The sequence below is a fragment of the Paenibacillus lactis genome (genome assembly GCF_017873605.1).
GTDB classification, from domain to species: domain Bacteria; phylum Bacillota; class Bacilli; order Paenibacillales; family Paenibacillaceae; genus Paenibacillus_AQ; species Paenibacillus_AQ lactis.
This window is the reverse complement of the sequence record NZ_JAGGKI010000004.1, coordinates 251,834-268,671: the sequence shown is the minus strand read 5'-3', so window position 1 is coordinate 268,671 and position 16,838 is coordinate 251,834. Positions and strand designations below refer to the sequence as shown.

Annotated in this window: 19 protein-coding genes; all 19 read left to right on the top strand. The window is 55.0% G+C overall.

Annotated elements, in window-relative coordinates; translation table 11 throughout:
* Window positions 1-34 precede the first annotated feature (34 nt).
* Window positions 35-259: a trp RNA-binding attenuation protein MtrB gene (mtrB, locus tag J2Z18_RS09840; RefSeq protein ID WP_007129816.1), complete on the top strand. Its 225-nt coding sequence runs from the start codon at window positions 35-37 to the stop codon at window positions 257-259.
* A 172-nt stretch (window positions 260-431) separates the two neighbouring features.
* On the top strand, window positions 432-974 hold the full coding sequence (locus J2Z18_RS09835; protein WP_007129817.1) for a hypothetical protein: 543 nt from the start codon (window positions 432-434) through the stop codon (window positions 972-974).
* 110 nt (window positions 975-1,084) lie between these two features.
* Window positions 1,085-1,945 carry a heptaprenyl diphosphate synthase component 1 gene (locus J2Z18_RS09830; protein ID WP_007129818.1) on the top strand — a complete coding sequence of 287 codons (861 nt, stop codon included), beginning with the start codon at window positions 1,085-1,087 and terminating at the stop codon, window positions 1,943-1,945.
* Window positions 1,946-1,948: 3 nt separating this feature from the next.
* A complete protein-coding gene (locus J2Z18_RS09825; protein ID WP_007129819.1) occupies window positions 1,949-2,710 on the top strand; it encodes a demethylmenaquinone methyltransferase in 762 nt (253 codons plus the stop codon).
* On the top strand, window positions 2,703-3,575 hold the full coding sequence (locus tag J2Z18_RS09820) for a UbiA-like polyprenyltransferase (RefSeq protein WP_007129820.1): 873 nt from the start codon (window positions 2,703-2,705) through the stop codon (window positions 3,573-3,575). The genes J2Z18_RS09825 and J2Z18_RS09820 overlap by 8 nt, the downstream gene beginning before the upstream one ends.
* Window positions 3,575-4,177 (top strand): UbiX family flavin prenyltransferase, encoded by a 603-nt coding sequence (locus J2Z18_RS09815; RefSeq protein ID WP_007129821.1) that lies wholly within the window; start codon window positions 3,575-3,577, stop codon window positions 4,175-4,177. The genes J2Z18_RS09820 and J2Z18_RS09815 overlap by 1 nt, the downstream gene beginning before the upstream one ends.
* Before the next feature lies 1 nt (window position 4,178).
* A complete protein-coding gene (locus J2Z18_RS09810) occupies window positions 4,179-5,042 on the top strand; it encodes a menaquinone biosynthesis protein (RefSeq protein WP_007129822.1) in 864 nt (287 codons plus the stop codon).
* Window positions 5,039-6,013 (top strand): polyprenyl synthetase family protein, encoded by a 975-nt coding sequence (locus tag J2Z18_RS09805; protein WP_007129823.1) that lies wholly within the window; start codon window positions 5,039-5,041, stop codon window positions 6,011-6,013. Before J2Z18_RS09810 ends, J2Z18_RS09805 begins: the two co-directional genes overlap by 4 nt.
* A gap of 109 nt (window positions 6,014-6,122) precedes the next feature.
* Window positions 6,123-6,566: a nucleoside-diphosphate kinase gene (gene ndk, locus J2Z18_RS09800; RefSeq protein ID WP_028403634.1), complete on the top strand. Its 444-nt coding sequence runs from the start codon at window positions 6,123-6,125 to the stop codon at window positions 6,564-6,566.
* Between the two features lie 54 nt (window positions 6,567-6,620).
* Complete coding sequence (locus J2Z18_RS09795; RefSeq protein ID WP_007129825.1) at window positions 6,621-7,421, top strand: CheR family methyltransferase; 801 nt, start codon at window positions 6,621-6,623, stop codon at window positions 7,419-7,421.
* 250 nt (window positions 7,422-7,671) lie between these two features.
* Window positions 7,672-8,841 (top strand): chorismate synthase, encoded by a 1,170-nt coding sequence (gene aroC, locus J2Z18_RS09790; RefSeq protein ID WP_007129826.1) that lies wholly within the window; start codon window positions 7,672-7,674, stop codon window positions 8,839-8,841.
* A gap of 1 nt (window position 8,842) precedes the next feature.
* Window positions 8,843-9,943: a 3-dehydroquinate synthase gene (aroB, locus tag J2Z18_RS09785; RefSeq protein ID WP_007129827.1), complete on the top strand. Its 1,101-nt coding sequence runs from the start codon at window positions 8,843-8,845 to the stop codon at window positions 9,941-9,943.
* Window positions 9,940-10,326: a chorismate mutase gene (gene aroH, locus J2Z18_RS09780; RefSeq protein WP_007129828.1), complete on the top strand. Its 387-nt coding sequence runs from the start codon at window positions 9,940-9,942 to the stop codon at window positions 10,324-10,326. The genes aroB and aroH overlap by 4 nt, the downstream gene beginning before the upstream one ends.
* 368 nt (window positions 10,327-10,694) lie before the next feature.
* Window positions 10,695-12,248, top strand: coding sequence for an anthranilate synthase component I (gene trpE, locus J2Z18_RS09775; RefSeq protein ID WP_007129829.1), 1,554 nt, complete (start codon window positions 10,695-10,697; stop codon window positions 12,246-12,248).
* Between the two features lie 19 nt (window positions 12,249-12,267).
* Window positions 12,268-13,308, top strand: coding sequence for an anthranilate phosphoribosyltransferase (trpD, locus tag J2Z18_RS09770; protein ID WP_007129830.1), 1,041 nt, complete (start codon window positions 12,268-12,270; stop codon window positions 13,306-13,308).
* The gene (gene trpC / locus J2Z18_RS09765; RefSeq protein ID WP_007129831.1) at window positions 13,298-14,104 is read left to right on the top strand and encodes an indole-3-glycerol phosphate synthase TrpC; all 807 of its coding nucleotides are present in this window, start codon (window positions 13,298-13,300) and stop codon (window positions 14,102-14,104) included. Before trpD ends, trpC begins: the two co-directional genes overlap by 11 nt.
* 14 nt (window positions 14,105-14,118) lie before the next feature.
* The gene (locus J2Z18_RS09760; RefSeq protein ID WP_007129832.1) at window positions 14,119-14,793 is read left to right on the top strand and encodes a phosphoribosylanthranilate isomerase; all 675 of its coding nucleotides are present in this window, start codon (window positions 14,119-14,121) and stop codon (window positions 14,791-14,793) included.
* Window positions 14,790-15,989, top strand: coding sequence for a tryptophan synthase subunit beta (trpB, locus tag J2Z18_RS09755; protein ID WP_007129833.1), 1,200 nt, complete (start codon window positions 14,790-14,792; stop codon window positions 15,987-15,989). Before J2Z18_RS09760 ends, trpB begins: the two co-directional genes overlap by 4 nt.
* Window positions 15,986-16,813 carry a tryptophan synthase subunit alpha gene (gene trpA, locus J2Z18_RS09750; protein ID WP_007129834.1) on the top strand — a complete coding sequence of 276 codons (828 nt, stop codon included), beginning with the start codon at window positions 15,986-15,988 and terminating at the stop codon, window positions 16,811-16,813. Before trpB ends, trpA begins: the two co-directional genes overlap by 4 nt.
* Window positions 16,814-16,838 lie beyond the last annotated feature (25 nt).

The following is a 16,838-nucleotide window of genomic DNA, read 5'->3' as shown; positions in this document are numbered from 1 at the left end:
TTTCTTTTAGATTTACGGCGAGGAGGTCTGGGGAATGGAGAACGTTCAAAACGGCGATTATTTCGTTGTCAAGGCGCTGGATCACGGCGTACAGGTGATCGGCCTTACGCGCGGGCAGGACACACGGTTTCATCATACCGAGAAGCTGGACAAAGGCGAAGTCATCATCGCCCAATTTACGGATCATACATCGGCGGTGAAAATCCGCGGCAAAGCTGAAATCATCACGAAGCACGGCAAGATCGAATCCGGCAGCTGATTTTTAGGGCAGATTATTCGAGAACGCTATGACCGATGAGGGCTTAAGGCAAGATCATCGAACATTCATCTATTGTTTTCTTTTGCAGCAGGCATAGCCTGCTTTTTTTCTTTATACAATGAGGTATGGACTTAAGAGGAGCGGAAGAAACTAAGGCTAGGGGGTATTCGACATGAGGCAATGGCAAATTGTACGGGCTGTGCTTGTACCGGCCGCGATCGCATTCATGATGCTCGTCATCCTGCTGGAGTTAAAGTCGCATGCGCGCCAAAAAATCGAGACGGTCACCGCTGCGGTCCCTTATCACAGCCGTGAGCTGACGGATGCCGGCTTGGTCGACTCGCTGATGAATCTTCCGCTTCATCTTAAAATAAGCCGGGCGGATTATGATGACGGCTCACTGACGATGGATATCAAGCTGAGTGATCCCGGGGAGGACGTCGGCGACGTGTATGAGGATATCGCCGGCATTATGTCCTTCGCGTTCGAAGGAACGGATAATGTGAGGCAGCTGTACTTGAGAGTGATCGCGATCGATCGCTGGGGCGGGAAGCGGTATCTGCTTCTTGCTTCGAATATGAACAGAGAATCCTGGGAGCCGCGCTACGCAGAAGCGCTGAGCCAGCTTCGAAACGGCGATGTGCCGCCATCCTTGGCAGCCTCGCTCAATTTAACTTTTACGAATCTTTGGCAGAAGCAGTTCAGCAGTCCGTGAAACGGTTAAAATAGTAAGTGACAGGCATGTACGTGCCCGGAACATGTGTTATAATAGATTGGATTGTTGGCTCAATAGACCATAGAACATCAAGTGCACGGAGGCTGAGGATGAAACCGTATCGCGTACCAGAACTGGCAGAGAAATATATAAATTATGATATGATCCAGAATCACACGGAACTACCGGACTTTCCGGACGCCCGTGTTCATTTGCTATACATATTTTTGAAGGACTCGGGAAGAAATATTGCCGGACTCGAAGAATTATACGCGCTGGTCGCCTCGCTGGTTCAGATGGGTCTTGATACGCATGAGAGCATCGACGTTGCCGAGGGCAACCAAGGGGAGGCCATGATGCGCTCCCGTCAATTAAAGGTGCTCGCCGGGGACTACTTCAGCAGCCGGTTTTACCAGCTTCTTGCACAGAAGGGCGAAATTGCGGTCATCTCGCTTTTGAGCCGGGCGGTAAGCAGTGTTAATGTGATGAAAATGAACCTGTATGGCAAAATGAAAGATACGCTGGTGCCTTCTGAAGAATATTTACGGCAAACGGTACAGCTGAATATGCAGCTGTTTCTTTCTTTTACCCCCCTGCTAGAAAAATCGGTTCACGAGACATGGAGGACGCTGCTGAAGGAATTCACGCAGTGCGAAACCCTGGTTCAAGAGATGAAGCGCTGCGTCTCTCCGGATTCGGGAAGATGGAGCTACAGTTATTGGCACTTGATCGAAACGGCAAGCGAAGAGGAACGCAGGCTGCTGGTCGGGAAGAAGGCGGACCCGAAGGATTGGAAGAAGCTGATTCTGAAGTACAAGGCTGCCGAGCGGCTCCTGGACAAGCTGCGGGAGACGGTGGCCAACCTGCAGCAGCTGCTTGCGGGACGGTCTGGGGATTGCCCGTACAGTTGCTTGCTGGAGCCGTTCCTGCACCGGCTTGGCACCGTTTCGTCTGTTGTAAGGGGAGGATAGGTGATGTCAGTGGATAAACAAACGATGACGCCGGATTCCCGGCGTAACGGCAGCACGCCGAAAGAGGAGCATGTCCATTCCGTATTTGAGAGCATTGCCGGCAAATACGATATGATGAATGACATTCTCAGCTTTAGAAGACACAAGGCCTGGCGCAGGTTCACGATGAAGAAGATGAATATGCGCCAGGGCGATACCGCAATTGACTTGTGCTGCGGAACTTGCGACTGGACGATTAGCATGGCCCAGGCAAGTGAAACTGGACACATAGTCGGGCTGGATTTCAGCGAGGGGATGCTGAAGGTCGGCCGGGAGAAGGTTGCCAGGAACGGTCTTGAGAGGCAGATTAGGCTTGTGCAAGGCAATGCGATGGAACTGCCGTTCGAGGACAATCAATTCGATTATGCGACGATCGGTTTCGGACTGCGGAACGTTCCGGATTATATGCAGGTTCTTCGCGAAATGCAGCGTGTGGTGAAGCCGGGCGGGATGGTTGTATGTCTGGAACTGTCCAAGCCGACCTGGCAGCCGTTCAAAGGACTTTATTATTTCTATTTTCAACAACTGCTGCCACGCATGGGACAACTGGTGGCGAAGCGCTATGAGCAGTATAAATGGCTGCCCGACTCGCTGAAGCTGTTTCCCGGCAGAGAGGAGTTAGCCGAAGCTTTCCGTCAGACCGGACTTAAGGAGGTCCAGGCCTATCCCTTGACTGGTGGCATCGCAGCCTTACACATTGGGATCAAGGAGAATCGGAATGTTTAAGAAAATTGGGACTTATCTGGAAATGATCAAAGTGGAGCATACCTTGTTTGCTCTGCCTTTCGCATTTATGGGGGCGATTCTGGGGTCGGCCGTGGTGTTCGATCACCTGCCTTCCTGGGGAGACATCGGATGGATTTTTCTGGCCATGTTCGGAGCGCGCAGCGCCGCGTTCGGACTCAACCGGCTAACCGATCAATATATTGACGCCAAAAACCCGCGGACAGCAGGACGGGCCATCCCGGCTGGACTGCTTAAACCGTTTGAAGTCATCATTTTTATTATTTTATCGTTCGCCGTCTTTTTCTGGGCGACCTATGAGCTGGACCCGTTTGCTTTCCGGCTGCTGCCGATCGCTATCTTTTTGCTTATTATTTATTCCTTTACGAAGCGCTTTACCTGGCTGTGCCATGTCGTGCTTGGCTTGACCACCGCGCTTGCGCCGCTGGGAGGCTGGGTCGCCGTTACAGGTCAGGTGGATTGGAAGGCGCTGCTCTTTTATGTCGCGCTGGCGTTCTGGACGGCCGGATTCGATGTGATCTATGCATGCCAGGACCAGGAGTTCGATGAGAAGGAAGGCTTGTATTCGATCCCTTCCCGTTTCGGCTTGCATCACGCGTTATGGTTCGCCCGCGGCTTTCATGCCGTTACTGCCTTGGGCTTTATCGTTCTATTTTTCATCACACCGCTCAGCTGGTGGTATCTCATCGGGATGATTATCGCTCTTGGCATTCTGTTCTATCAGCATTACATTCTGTCGCCGAACGATATGAGCCGCCTGCAGACCGCCTTCTTTACGATGAACAGCACGCTGAGCATCGTCCTGTTCGTCTTTACTCTGATTGATTTGGTGGTGCGTTACCTGTGATGGAGGCCGTGCGGAGAAAAAGCTGGGTTGTCGGAATAACGGGCGCAAGCGGAAGCATATACGGCGTGCGTCTCACGGAAAGCCTGCTGTCGCTTGGATATGACGTTCACCTCGTCATTACGAATGCCGGATGGCGTGTGCTGAAGGAGGAGATGGGCTTCGAAGCGGCGAGCCGGGAGGCTGCCGTTCTCGAGCGTTTCGGAGGGTACGAGGGACAGATCGTTTATCATCCGATCGCTGATATCGGGGCCACCATTGCCAGCGGCTCCTATCTGGTCGAGGGCATGATCATTATGCCATGCTCCATGGGCACATTATCTTCCGTGGCCCACGGCGCTTCCGATAATTTGATGGGACGGGCCGCCGACGTCATGATGAAGGAAGGGCGCCCGCTCGTGCTCGTTCCGAGGGAAACGCCGCTGCATGCGATCCACCTGGAGAACATGCTGACGCTGGCCCGGCTCGGGGTGAAGATCATTCCGGCGATGCCGGCATTTTACTTCGGGCCGCAAACGCTCGATGATATCGTGAATTTTATGGTGGGCAAAGTACTGGACAGCTTGAGAATCGAACATCATTTGTATAAAAGATGGGGTGACTAATATGCCGGGGGAAGACAACAAAACCATCATCGGCAAGATCAGTTATACCAACGCTTGGCCCGTGTTTCATTACGTGGATCCTGCAGCGCTCGGCACGCCGGCGGATATGGTCGCGGCCGTTCCGGCCGAGCTCAACCGGAGAATGCACGAGGGCAGCATCCAGATCGGCGCATTATCCTCATTCGCCTATGCGGAGGTAGCGGATCGCTTGCTGCTTCTGCCGGATTTATCCGTGAGCGCGGACGGGGCGGTTAACTCGATCTTCTTGTTTACGAAGGTGCCGCTTCAGCAGCTGAAGGAAGCTAAAGTCGCGCTTACGAATACGTCGGCAACGTCGATCAACTTATTGAAAATATTATTGGAGAAATCGCTCGGCGGTACTTACTCCTACATCACCTGCGAGCCGGATCTGACCGAAATGATGGCCCAAGCGGATGCGGCCCTTCTGATCGGCGATCATGCGATCCGGGCTTCATGGAGCAATACGGAATATTACAGAACGGATCTTGGCCAGTGGTGGAAGGATTGGACGGGATGCAGCATGACGTTTGCCGTCTGGGCGGTCAACCGGGACGCCGTGGAGCGCAACCCGGAGGGCATGGCGGAAATCGCCGATATGTTCCTTGAGAGCAAGCGACGGAGCTTGAGCGATTTGACCCCGATCGTTGAGGAGGCTGTCAGCCGGATCGGGGGAAGCGCGGCATACTGGAAGCATTACTTTACGAACCTGTGCTACGATTTTGATGAACGACAACAGGAAGGACTTCGCTTATATTTCAAATTCGCTTATGAGCTCGGCCTGCTGGATCATGTCGTCGTGCCGGAGCTGTGGAATGAGAAACGAAGCGTGCGGGTGAAGAAATGAAACGATTTGATATATTCGGAACTCTTAAAAAAGATATGGATGTCATCGAAAAAGAGCTTTACCGCAGTGTCGAAGGCGACAGTCCCGAACTGACGGAGACCTCGCTGCATCTGCTCCGGGCGGGCGGCAAGCGGCTTCGTCCCGTATTTGTTCTGATGGGCGGCAAGTTCGGCAGCTATGACATTGAGAAGCTGAAGCATGTCGCCGTGCCCCTGGAGCTGATTCACAGCGCTTCTCTGGTGCATGACGATGTGATCGACGATGCCAGCACGCGCCGTGGAAAGCCGACGGTGAAGGCGAAATGGGACAATCGGATCGCTATGTACACCGGTGATTACATATATGGCAAAGCGTTGGATTTGACCACCCGGCTAAAGCAGCCGGAAATTCATCAGATTCTGGCGAAAGCGATGGTGGAGATGTCTATCGGCGAGATGGAGCAAATCCGTGATTTCTTTAACGTCTCGCAGGATGTCAGAAGGTATCTGCTGCGTATCCGGCGCAAAACCTCTCTTCTGATCGCGATCAGCTGCCAGCTTGGAGCGCTGGCTGCCGATGCGGACCGGAGAATCGCTGCCAGTCTGTACCGTTTTGGATACAACGTCGGGATGGCTTTTCAGATCCAGGACGACCTGCTGGACCTGTGTGGCAGCGAGAAGCAGATCGGCAAGCCGCCGGGAAGCGACATGCGCCAAGGGAATATTACGCTCCCGGTCATCTATGCCCTCGAGGATCCCGAGCGCAGGGAGCCGCTGCTGAAGGAGCTGGACCGCATTCATGCGATGAACGGCCAGTGCGATGTCTCCGAGGCCGTTAAGCTTGTGACGTCGAGCAGCGGAATCGCCAGATCGGAAGCGCTGGCGGACCGGTATATTACGAAGGCGCTTGACGCCTTGTCGGACCTCCCGGACATCAAGACGAGAAAACAGCTGAAGGATATCGCACATTTTATAACCAAGCGGTCATATTAGTCATATCGACACGAGAAGCTTTCTGTTAAAATAAGGGTACACATGTAACATCACATGAGCATGATAAGATTGTTCAATATCCTGGCAGGAGAGGAAAGTGATGAGGGCTATGGAACGTACTTTTTTAATGATTAAGCCGGATGGTGTCCAGCGGGGACTGATCGGCCGCATTGTCGGCCGTTTGGAGGATAAAGGCTTCAAAATGGTCGCGGGCAAGTTTCTGCAGATATCGGACGAGCAGGCGAAGCGCCATTATGCCGAGCATGAAGGTAAGGATTTTTACGATAACCTCGTCGGCTTTATTACGTCGGGACCGGTATTCGCGATGGTATGGGAAGGCGATGACATTATTGCCCTGTCCCGTCAGGTCATCGGCAAAACGAATGTGAAGGAAGCGCAGCCGGGAACGATCCGCGGCGACTTCGCCTCCCACACGCCGCATAATCTGATCCACGGATCGGATTCGCCTGAAAGCGCTAAGCGCGAGATCGCCAACTTTTTCGATGAGTCGGAGCTCGTTCAATATGAGAAAACGCTTGCTCCTTGGCTGTAGCCGATAAGCGGAAGTTAAGCAAATTATAATAATTTACAGTAACAGGATGATAAGATGACGGAACATGGATTATTGCCGGAGGACCAGGATTATGTCGGCTTTGTTCGCAGCATCGAGCGGAGCACGGGAATTAATCTGGCGGATTACAAAGAAGCGCAGATGAAACGGCGGCTGACGACGCTGCGCAACAAGAAGGGCTACTCGACCTTTGCGGCATTTTATGAAGCGATGATGAAGGACAAGCCGCTATTTCATGAATTTCTGGACAGGATGACGATCAACGTGTCAGAGTTTTGGCGGAACCCGAACCGGTGGGAAATTTTGAAAGAGAAGATCCTGCCCTCGATTACCGAGCAGAACCCGGGTACGCTTAAGCTGTGGAGCGCTGCCTGCTCCACGGGCGAGGAGCCGTATACCCTGGCGATGATCTTGGCGGAGAAGAAGCTGCTGAACCGGGCGCGCATTATGGCAACCGATATCGATGAGGGGGCGCTGCAGAAGGCGAAGGAAGGAATGTATCTTGAGCGCTCGTTAAAGGACGTGCCGCCGGAGGTAGCCTCACGGTATTTCACGGAAGAAGGCGCCTTGTACCGGTTCAGCGACAGCTTGAAGAAGGAGATCGTTTTCCAGAAGCAGAACCTGTTGACGGACCGGTTCGAGACCGGCTTCGATCTGATCGTGTGCCGGAATGTCATGATTTATTTTACAGAGGATGCCAAGCATAAGCTGTATATGAAGTTTGCTGCAAGTTTGAAGCCCGGCGGATTTCTGTTTGTGGGCAGCACCGAGCAAATCTTCAATCCGGGCCAATACGGCTTGGAGAGCAACGAAACGTTTTTTTACCGGAAGCTCTAGTTCACTGTGTGCGAAGCGGCAGCCGGAGCGAACAGCCGGCATAAGGATCGATAACATCCAATCATGGCCCGCATCGCTATTGCGAGCAGGCTGACCGTATAGGCGAAGCGCTTTTCCATCCGGGGATGAGAGGCGCTTTTGCTGTATAGAGGGATTCTTGTCAAAGCGTATTAGCTATACTATAATGATCAGAAGATATTTACGGATTTTAGCGTTTTAACGCTTAAAAGTTTAAAGGGGGAAAAGCATCATGAGTTTACGTTTTCTAACGGCGGGAGAAACGCACGGGCCTCAGCTGACTACGATTATCGAAGGGCTTCCGAGCAATATGAAGATCGATTTCGATGCGCTGAATTTTCAGCTGCACCGGCGCCAGAAGGGGTACGGCCGCGGACGCCGCATGCAGATCGAGAAGGATACGGCCCAGATTCTCGGGGGGGTGCGCCACGGATATACGACCGGTGCGCCGGTTGCGCTTGTCGTGGAGAACAAGGACTGGACGCACTGGAGAAACATCATGAACGTGGAGCCGATCGAAGGCAATGACGAAGCGAAGCGGCGTGTGCACCGCCCAAGACCCGGCCATGCGGATCTGAACGGCGGGCTGAAATATAATCTGAAGGATTTGCGCAACGTGCTGGAGCGCTCCAGCGCGCGGGAGACGACCGTACGGGTAGCCGTCGGCGCCATCGCCAGACAGTTTCTGGAGCAGTTCGGCGTGAAGGTAGCGGGACAGGTCATCCGAATCGGCGAGATTGAGGCGCCTCCGCACAGTCTCCCGATTGACGAGCTGATCGAGCGCACGGAGGCCTCCTCGGTCCGGGTCGTTGACGCGGAGACGGAGAAGAAGATGGAAGCCTACATTGACCAGATCAAGCAGGAGGGCGATTCCATCGGCGGCGTCGTCGAGTGCATTATCGAGGGATTGCCGGTCGGTCTTGGCAGTCATGTGCAGTATGACCGCAAGCTTGACGGCCGCATCGCCCAGGGCGTGATGTCGATTAATGCCTTTAAGGGCGTCGAGGTCGGCATCGGATTCGAAGCCGGAGAGCTTCGCGGTTCCCAAGTGCATGATGAGATCATGTACAGCGAGGAGCGCGGCTACTACCGCGCAACCAACCGCTTGGGCGGCTTCGAAGGCGGGATGACCAACGGCATGCCGATCGTTGTCCGCGGCGTCATGAAGCCGATCCCGACGCTGTACAAGCCGCTTCAAAGCGTGGATATCGATACGAAGGAGCCTTTTACCGCCCAGGTGGAACGCTCGGATGCATGCGCGGTTCCTGCGGCTAGCGTCGTCATGGAGCATGTGGTGACTTGGGAGGTAGCAAAAGCGTTCCTGGAGAAATTCGGCGGCGATTCGATGGAGGAGATCCATGCGAATTACCAAAACTACCTGAAGCAGCTGGAGAGCTACTAAGATGAGGACGCTGCGAGTTGAATTGGGAGAGCGCTCATACCCCATTTACATCGGCTCCGGGATTTTGGATTCGATCGGTGAACTGAGCAGAAAGCACGGCATTAGCGTCAAGAGCCCCCAGCTGATCGTGACGGATGACAAGGTGGCGCCTCATTACTTGGCCCAGGTAGAACAAGCGCTGGTGTCGGAAGGCTATTCGGTTGTTACGCATACCGTACCGTCCGGGGAATCCTCCAAATCGCTGCAAGTGTATGAAGAGGTCATGACGACCGCGATCCGCGGTAAGCTGGACCGCAGCTCGGCGGTGTTTGCCCTCGGCGGAGGCGTCGTCGGCGATCTAGCCGGCTTCGTTGCGGCTACGTATATGCGCGGAGTCACGTTCGTGCAGATCCCGACGACCATTCTCGCCCATGACAGCAGCGTGGGCGGCAAGGTTGCGGTCAACCACCCGCTTGCCAAAAACATGATCGGTGCCTTCCACCAGCCGGCGATGGTGCTCTACGACGTGGATACGCTGAAGTCACTCCCGCCGCGCGAGGTCTCGTCCGGGCTCGCCGAAATGGTGAAGCACGGACTCATTTTGGACCGTGATTTCGCGTATTGGTGCAGGGAGCATGCCGAGGAGCTGCTCGCCCTTGTACCGGAAACATTGATCTACGGCTTGGAGCGTGGCTGTGCCATTAAAGCCGATGTCGTCTCCAAGGACGAGCGGGAAGGCGGCCTTCGCGCCATTCTGAATTTGGGCCACACGATCGGCCATGCGATTGAAGCAGTCGGCGGTTACGGGCGTTTCCTTCACGGGGAGGCGATTGCGATCGGAATGGCCGGCTCGGCTAAGCTGGCCGGCATGCTGGGAAGAGACCAGAGCCTGTATGCCGAGACGGTCGGCATGCTGCAGGCATTGAATCTCCCGGTGACGCTTCCTGCCGATATCAAGGTCGAGGACATTATGGACGCGATGCAGCACGACAAGAAATTCGCCGAAGGCCGGATGGTGTTTATCGTCCCCGAGGCCATCGGGTCAGTCAGCATCGTCAAGGATGTACCGGTCGATGCTGTTCGAACGGTCGTTGAACAGCTGAAGGGAGAGGTTAATACATGATGAATCGGGGAATCCGGGGAGCCACGACGGTGACCCGCAATGAAGAGCAGGAGATTTTGCAGGAGACGCTCCGCCTGTTGGAAGAGATCGTTAGGCGCAACGACCTTCAGCCGGAATATATAAGCAACATCTGGATTACGATGACGCAGGATTTGGACGCGGCGTTCCCTGCTCGCGCCATCCGCCAGCTGGAGGGCTGGGACCTCGTGCCTTTGATGTGCTCCGTCGAAATACCGGTGAAGGGCAGTCTTCCGCGCTGTATCCGCTTCATGGTGCAGGTCAATACCGACAAGAGCCAGAGCGAGATCAAGCATGTGTATTTGAACGAAGCGAAGCGGCTTCGCCCGGATTTGTCCGGCGCGGGCGCCGACAAGCAAAATTAAGGGTTGCAGATTACCGCCATCATCCTGTATAGTGGTATCAGAATATAGCTGAGTAGAGTTTAGGTTTCACAGATGAGTTGAGTTGAGAAGAGCAGAGTTAAGCATCCTAGGCAATTTCATATCGGGATTAGGAATCCGTGGTTCATTGATGATGATTGGGCTATTCTACCTTGTGCGGAAGGGATGCCGGCAGATGCCGTATTCTATGACGCGTCAGGTATACGAACAGCACGGCATTGGATTTGGTGAAGCCTTTGGGGATTTCTGTACCGTGCTCTTAATAAACAATTCTCATATGCAGACGAACCAAACCTCTACTTCGGTAGAGGTTTTTTTTTGTATTTGATAATCATGAAGGAGGGTTTGGCATGGCACATCCATCGATGGAGCAAGTGGTGGCAATGGCAGGCGAATATAATCTGATTCCGGTAGCGATCCGGCTGTTGGCCGACATGGAGACGCCGATTCGCTTATTTCAGCGGTATGCGGAGCGGAAGCGGGCATTTTTACTTGAAAGCGTAGAGGGCGGCGTGCAATGGGCGCGCTATTCGTTCATCGGAACAGATCCCTTCTTGATGATTCGGGGCAAAAAAGGCGGCATCGAAATCGAAATGAACGGCGAGCGTTCCGTGCTAAAGGGAAAGCCGGTAGAGGAGCTCAAGGCGCTTCTGCGAAAGTACCGCAGCCCGCAGCTCAAGGATATGCCTCCGTTTACAGGCGGGGCGATCGGATTCTTCGGATACGATCTCCTGCAGTACTACGAGAAGCTGCCGGCCCATGCGCTGGACGATTTGGGCATGGATGATATCAGGTTCATGTTCTGTGACCAGGTGATCGTGTTCGACCACGTGAAGCAGCAGATCATGCTCATCGGCAACGTGCACATCAAGCCTGGAGATACGGACGAGGACATCCGTCAGAAGTATGACCATGTACGGCGCAAGCTCGAGGCGGCAGCGGAGCAGCTGCAGGAAGACGGGCCGAGGGAGAATGTAAATTCCAGAAGCATCCCGGCAGATATCGAGCTGGGAGATATTCAATCGAACATGACCAAAGAGAAATACATGGACAACGTAGAGAAGGCGAAGGAGTATATTCGGGCGGGCGATATTTTTCAGGTCGTGCTGTCCCAGCGGTTTCATATTGAGACGGACGTATCGCCGCTTCACGTCTATCGCGTGCTCCGCACGCTGAACCCTTCGCCGTATATGTATTACCTCAAATTGGACGATGACATTATCGTGGGAACCTCCCCGGAAGCTCTGGTCAAGGTTGACGGCCGGCGCGTAGAGACGAGACCGATTGCAGGAACCCGGCCAAGAGGCATCGACGAAGCCGAGGATCAGCTGCTGGCGGAGGAGCTGCTGCAGGACGAGAAGGAGCGGGCGGAACATCTGATGCTGGTGGATCTGGGGCGAAACGACCTCGGGCGCGTGTCGGAATTCGGCTCGGTGAAATGCGACACCTTTATGGAGATTGAAAAATACTCGCATGTGATGCACATGGTATCCGGGGTCTCTGGACGCCTCGGCGAGAATAAGGACTTCTTCGATGCGTTCCTTTCGTGCCTTCCGGCCGGAACCGTGTCAGGCGCGCCGAAGCTGAGAGCGATGGAGATCATTGCGGAGCTGGAGCGGGAAGCCAGGGGCGTTTATGCCGGAGCGATCGGATATCTCGGCTTTGGCGGCAACATGGATTCCTGCATTACCATCCGGACGATTATATTCCGCGGGGGAAAAGCATATGTTCAGGCCGGCGCCGGCATCGTATGGGACTCCATACCCGAGAAGGAGTATGAGGAGACGGTCAATAAAGCCAAAGGGATGCTGAAAGCGATCCGGGTGGCGGAAGCGATGTTCCCGGCAAACAGCGGCGCTGAGGATTTCATTAACCAGGATTATCTGTATCAATACACACCTTAACTCAGAGGAGGAGAATGAGATGAACGTTATGGAACCGATGCAATCCAGCATTTCCAAGCTGATTGAAGGCCAAGACCTGAGCCGTGAAGAAGCGCGCGGGGTGATGCAGTCCATTATGGACGGGCTGGCCACTCCTTCTCAAATCGGAGGACTGCTGACCGCCCTGCGGATCAAAGGGGAGACTGTCGATGAAATCACCGGCTTTGCCGAGGCGATGAGAGGAGCCGGCGGGCGAGTCGTCACGGAGCGCAACCGGCTGCTGGACACTTGCGGAACCGGGGGATCGGGCATTCATAAATTCAACATTTCAACGGTATCGGCCATCATATCCTCCTCGGTATCGGTCCGGGTGGCGAAGCACGGCAACCGCTCCGCCTCCGGGCGGGCCGGGAGCGCGGACGTGCTGGAAGCGCTGGGGGTAAACATTCACCTGACGCCGGAGCAGGCCAAGGCTTGCCTTGACGATATCGGCATCTGCTTCCTGTTCGCCCAGATCTACCATCCGTCGATGAAGCATGCGGCCGCGCCGCGGAAGGAGCTGGGGGTCCGGACGGTGTTCAATATGCTGGGGCCGCTGACGAATCCGGCAGGGGCGGACCGGCAGATGCTCGGGATATATGACATGAGCAAGACGGAAACGATCGCCCATGTGCTGAAGGAGCTCGGATTGAAGAGAGCGATGGTTGTCACAAGCCATGACGGTTTGGATGAAATCAGCGTTTCGGCTCCGACCCGAGTATCCGAGCTTCGGGGCGGAGAAGTGCGGACCTATGATATACATCCTGCCGACCTTGGTTTGCAGGTCCATCCGATGGACGCGATTCTCGGCGGTGACGCCAAAGAAAATGCCGCGATTATCGGCTCGGTGCTCCGTGGAGAGAAAAGCGCGTACCGGGATATCGTCCTGGCGAATGCGGGAGCCTGCATCTACGTATCCGGGCTCGCCGACAGTCTGAAGGAAGGTGTGCAGCAGGCTGCGCACGCTATTGATTCAGGGCTTGCCCAGGCAAAACTGGAGCAGCTTATTATACGGACGGGGGAATTAAGCTATGTATCTTGATCGAATCGTAGCCACGAAGAAGCAGGAGGTCGCGAAGCTGCGCGAAACATTTTCCGCTGCGGAAGCGGAAAGCCGGATTCAGGAGCTGCCGCCGACTCGCGGATTTGCTAGGGCGCTTGCGGAAGGACGCAAACGCAGCATGGGCTTGATCGCCGAAGTGAAAAAGGCTTCGCCGTCCAAGGGGTTGATCCGGCCCGATTTTGATCCGGTCATGATCGCGAAGGCCTACGAGGCCGCCGATGCCGATTGCCTTTCCGTCCTGACGGATCGGGAGTACTTTCAGGGGAGCGGAGAATATTTAAAGGCCGTTCGCGAGGCCGTCCGTTTGCCTCTGCTTCGCAAGGATTTCATTATCGACGAGACGCAAATTTATGAAGCGCGCTTGCTTGGCGCCGATGCGATCCTGCTCATTGCTGCAATTCTTACGCAGGAACGAATGGCGGATTTTATGGACCTGGCCGCTTCTCTAGGAATTGACTGCTTGATTGAGGTCCATGACCGCGAGGAGCTCCAGACGGTCCTTAAGCTGAATCCGTCTTTGATCGGCATTAACAATCGGAATTTGCGTACATTCGAAACCTCGCTGGAAACGACGGCCGATCTGGCAGGCGAGGTGCCTAAAGGCGTGACGCTTATCAGTGAGAGCGGCATATCGCGGCCTGCGGATATCTCGTATTTGCATTATGTTGGCGCGCATGGCGTGCTGGTCGGAGAACATTTCATGAGACAGCCGGATGTTTTCCGTGCCGTGAATGATTTGATGGGACCGCTGCCGGTGGCCGCTGACTCGGAGTAAAGGGGAGCAGCTGGATGAAAGATACGGCCGTAAAAATATGTGGACTTCAAAGCGTTGAAGTGCTAAAATCTATGATAAACTTACCTGTGGATTATATCGGATTTGTATTTGCCAAGAGCCGGCGGAAGGTGACGCCTCAGCAGGCCGGGGAGCTGATCGGCATATTAAAGGAGTGGAGCCCGGGACAGGCACCCGCCGCCGTCGGCGTGTTGGTTAATCCTGATTGGAGCGAGCTTGAGGAGCTGCTTTCGCATGCCCCGCTTGACGTCATACAGCTGCACGGTCAGGAAACGCCGCAATTTTGCCGGGAAGTGAAGGAGCGCTTCCCGGTTTCCGTTTTTAAAGTGGTATCGATCGGCGGGGAGAAGAGCGATGAAGCACGAATGGCTGCGCTGGACTCGTATGCAGGCTGCATTGACGGCCTGCTCGTCGATACCTTCGATCCGGAATATGGCGGGGGATCGGGCAAGACATTCGCCTGGGATATCATTCCACCATACCAAGACTGGGCCAAGAAGCATGGAATTCCGCTCTTCGTGGCCGGAGGGCTCGATGCGGATAATGTACCGCAATTAATCAGCCGGTACGCTCCCGATGGCGTGGATGTATCCAGCGGCGTCGAGAGAGAGCCGGGCGTGAAGGACATACAGAAAGTGAAAGCATTCGTGGAAAGGGTGAAGGGCATATGAGAACAAAGCTGCCTGACGTCAATGGACGTTTCGGGGTATTTGGCGGACGGTTTGTGCCGGAAACGCTGATGAACGCCTTAATCGAGCTGGAACAGGAGTATAACCGCTATGCGGAGGATGCTGATTTCAAGGAGGAGATTGCCTATCTGCTGAAGCAGTATTCCGGGAGGGAGACGCCGCTGTATTACGCCGAGCGGTTCAGCCGTCATCTCGGCAAGGCGAAAATTTATTTGAAGCGGGAGGACCTGAACCATACGGGCGCCCATAAAATTAATAATGCCATTGCCCAAGGCGTACTTGCCAAACGGATGGGCAAGACGAAGGTAATCGCAGAGACCGGCGCCGGCCAGCATGGAGTGGCGACGGCCACCGTGGCTGCGCTGCTTGGACTGGAATGCAAAGTGTTTATGGGCGAAGAAGACACGAAGCGGCAGCAGCTTAACGTGTTCCGAATGAAAATGCTCGGAGCCGAGGTTATACCGGTAACGTCCGGCAGCCGCACGCTGAAGGATGCCGGCAACGAAGCGCTCCGATACTGGGTCAGCAACGTGGAGGACACGTTCTACGTGCTCGGATCGGCTGTGGGACCGCATCCGTACCCGATGATGGTTCGCAATTTCCAGCGAATCATCGGAGACGAGACGCGCAGGCAGATTCTGGAGAGCGAAGGCCGGCTGCCGAGCATGATTTTGGCACCGGTCGGCGGCGGCAGCAATGCAATCGGTATGTTCTATCCGTTCCTGGAGGATAGCGAGGTCCGCCTGATCGGCGTCGAGGCGGCCGGCAAAGGGGTTGAGACCGAGTTCCATGCGGCTACGATGACCAAGGGGACCCAGGGCGTATTCCAAGGCTCGATGAGCTATCTGCTCCAGGATGAGTACGGCCAGGTTCAGGAGGCCCATTCGATCTCGGCCGGCTTGGATTACCCGGGCGTCGGCCCGGAGCACTCGTATTTGAAGGATATCGAGCGGGTTCAATATGAGCCGATCACGGACGCGGAGGCGCTTGAAGCCCTGCAGCTGCTGTGCCGGACCGAGGGGATCATTCCGGCGCTGGAGTCCGCGCATGCGCTGGCGCAAGCCGTGAAGATGGCCCCGCAATGGACCGAGGAGGACCTGATCGTCATCAATTTGTCGGGTCGCGGGGACAAGGACGTAGAGTCCATTATGGCATACACGGGAGGGAAGACGATATGAACCGGATCGATCAGACGTTTGAAACATTGAAATTGCACAACAAAACGGCGCTCATCCCATATCTGACCGTTGGCGATCCCGACCCGGAAACGACCCTGGACATCATCGCCGAGCTCGAAAGCGCCGGCGCCGACATCATTGAGCTGGGCGTGCCGTATTCGGATCCGCTGGCGGACGGACCGGTGATCCAGCGGGCTTCCGAGCGGGCGCTCAAGAACAAAGTCACGATCCGGACCTGCATGGACATCGCGCTGAAGGCTCGGGAACGCGGCAGCCAATTGCCTTTCATCCTGTTCACTTATTATAATCCGGTGCTGCAGATGGGGCTGGGCACATTCTTCGAGGAGGTGCTAAAGCACGATATCAGCGGCCTGATCATACCGGATCTGCCCGTGGAGGAATCGTCGGAGATCCGAACCCGTGCAGCGGCGGCGGGGGTTCACCTCATTCCGTTAGTTGCTCCGACCTCCCATGAGCGGATCGCTACCATCCTGTCGGAGGCGACCGGTTTCGTATATTGCGTATCCTCGCTCGGAGTAACGGGCGAACGTACGGATTTCTATTCCGGCGTAGAGGCGTTCCTTGAGACGGTAAAGGAATACAGCCGTGTGCCGATCGCGATCGGCTTCGGTATTTCTACGGGGGAGCAGGTGGCCAGATTCTCCAAGATCTGTGACGGCGTCGTTGTCGGCAGCGCCATCGTGCGTACGATCGAATCGAATATTCCGCTGCTGGATTGTGAGGAGACCCGCAGCCAAGGGCTTTCGCAAATCGGACAATTTGTGGCACAATTAAAAGGTGCGAAGCTTGCCCTTGACCGATAGGGTGTTTACAGAGTTAAGTTGTAGA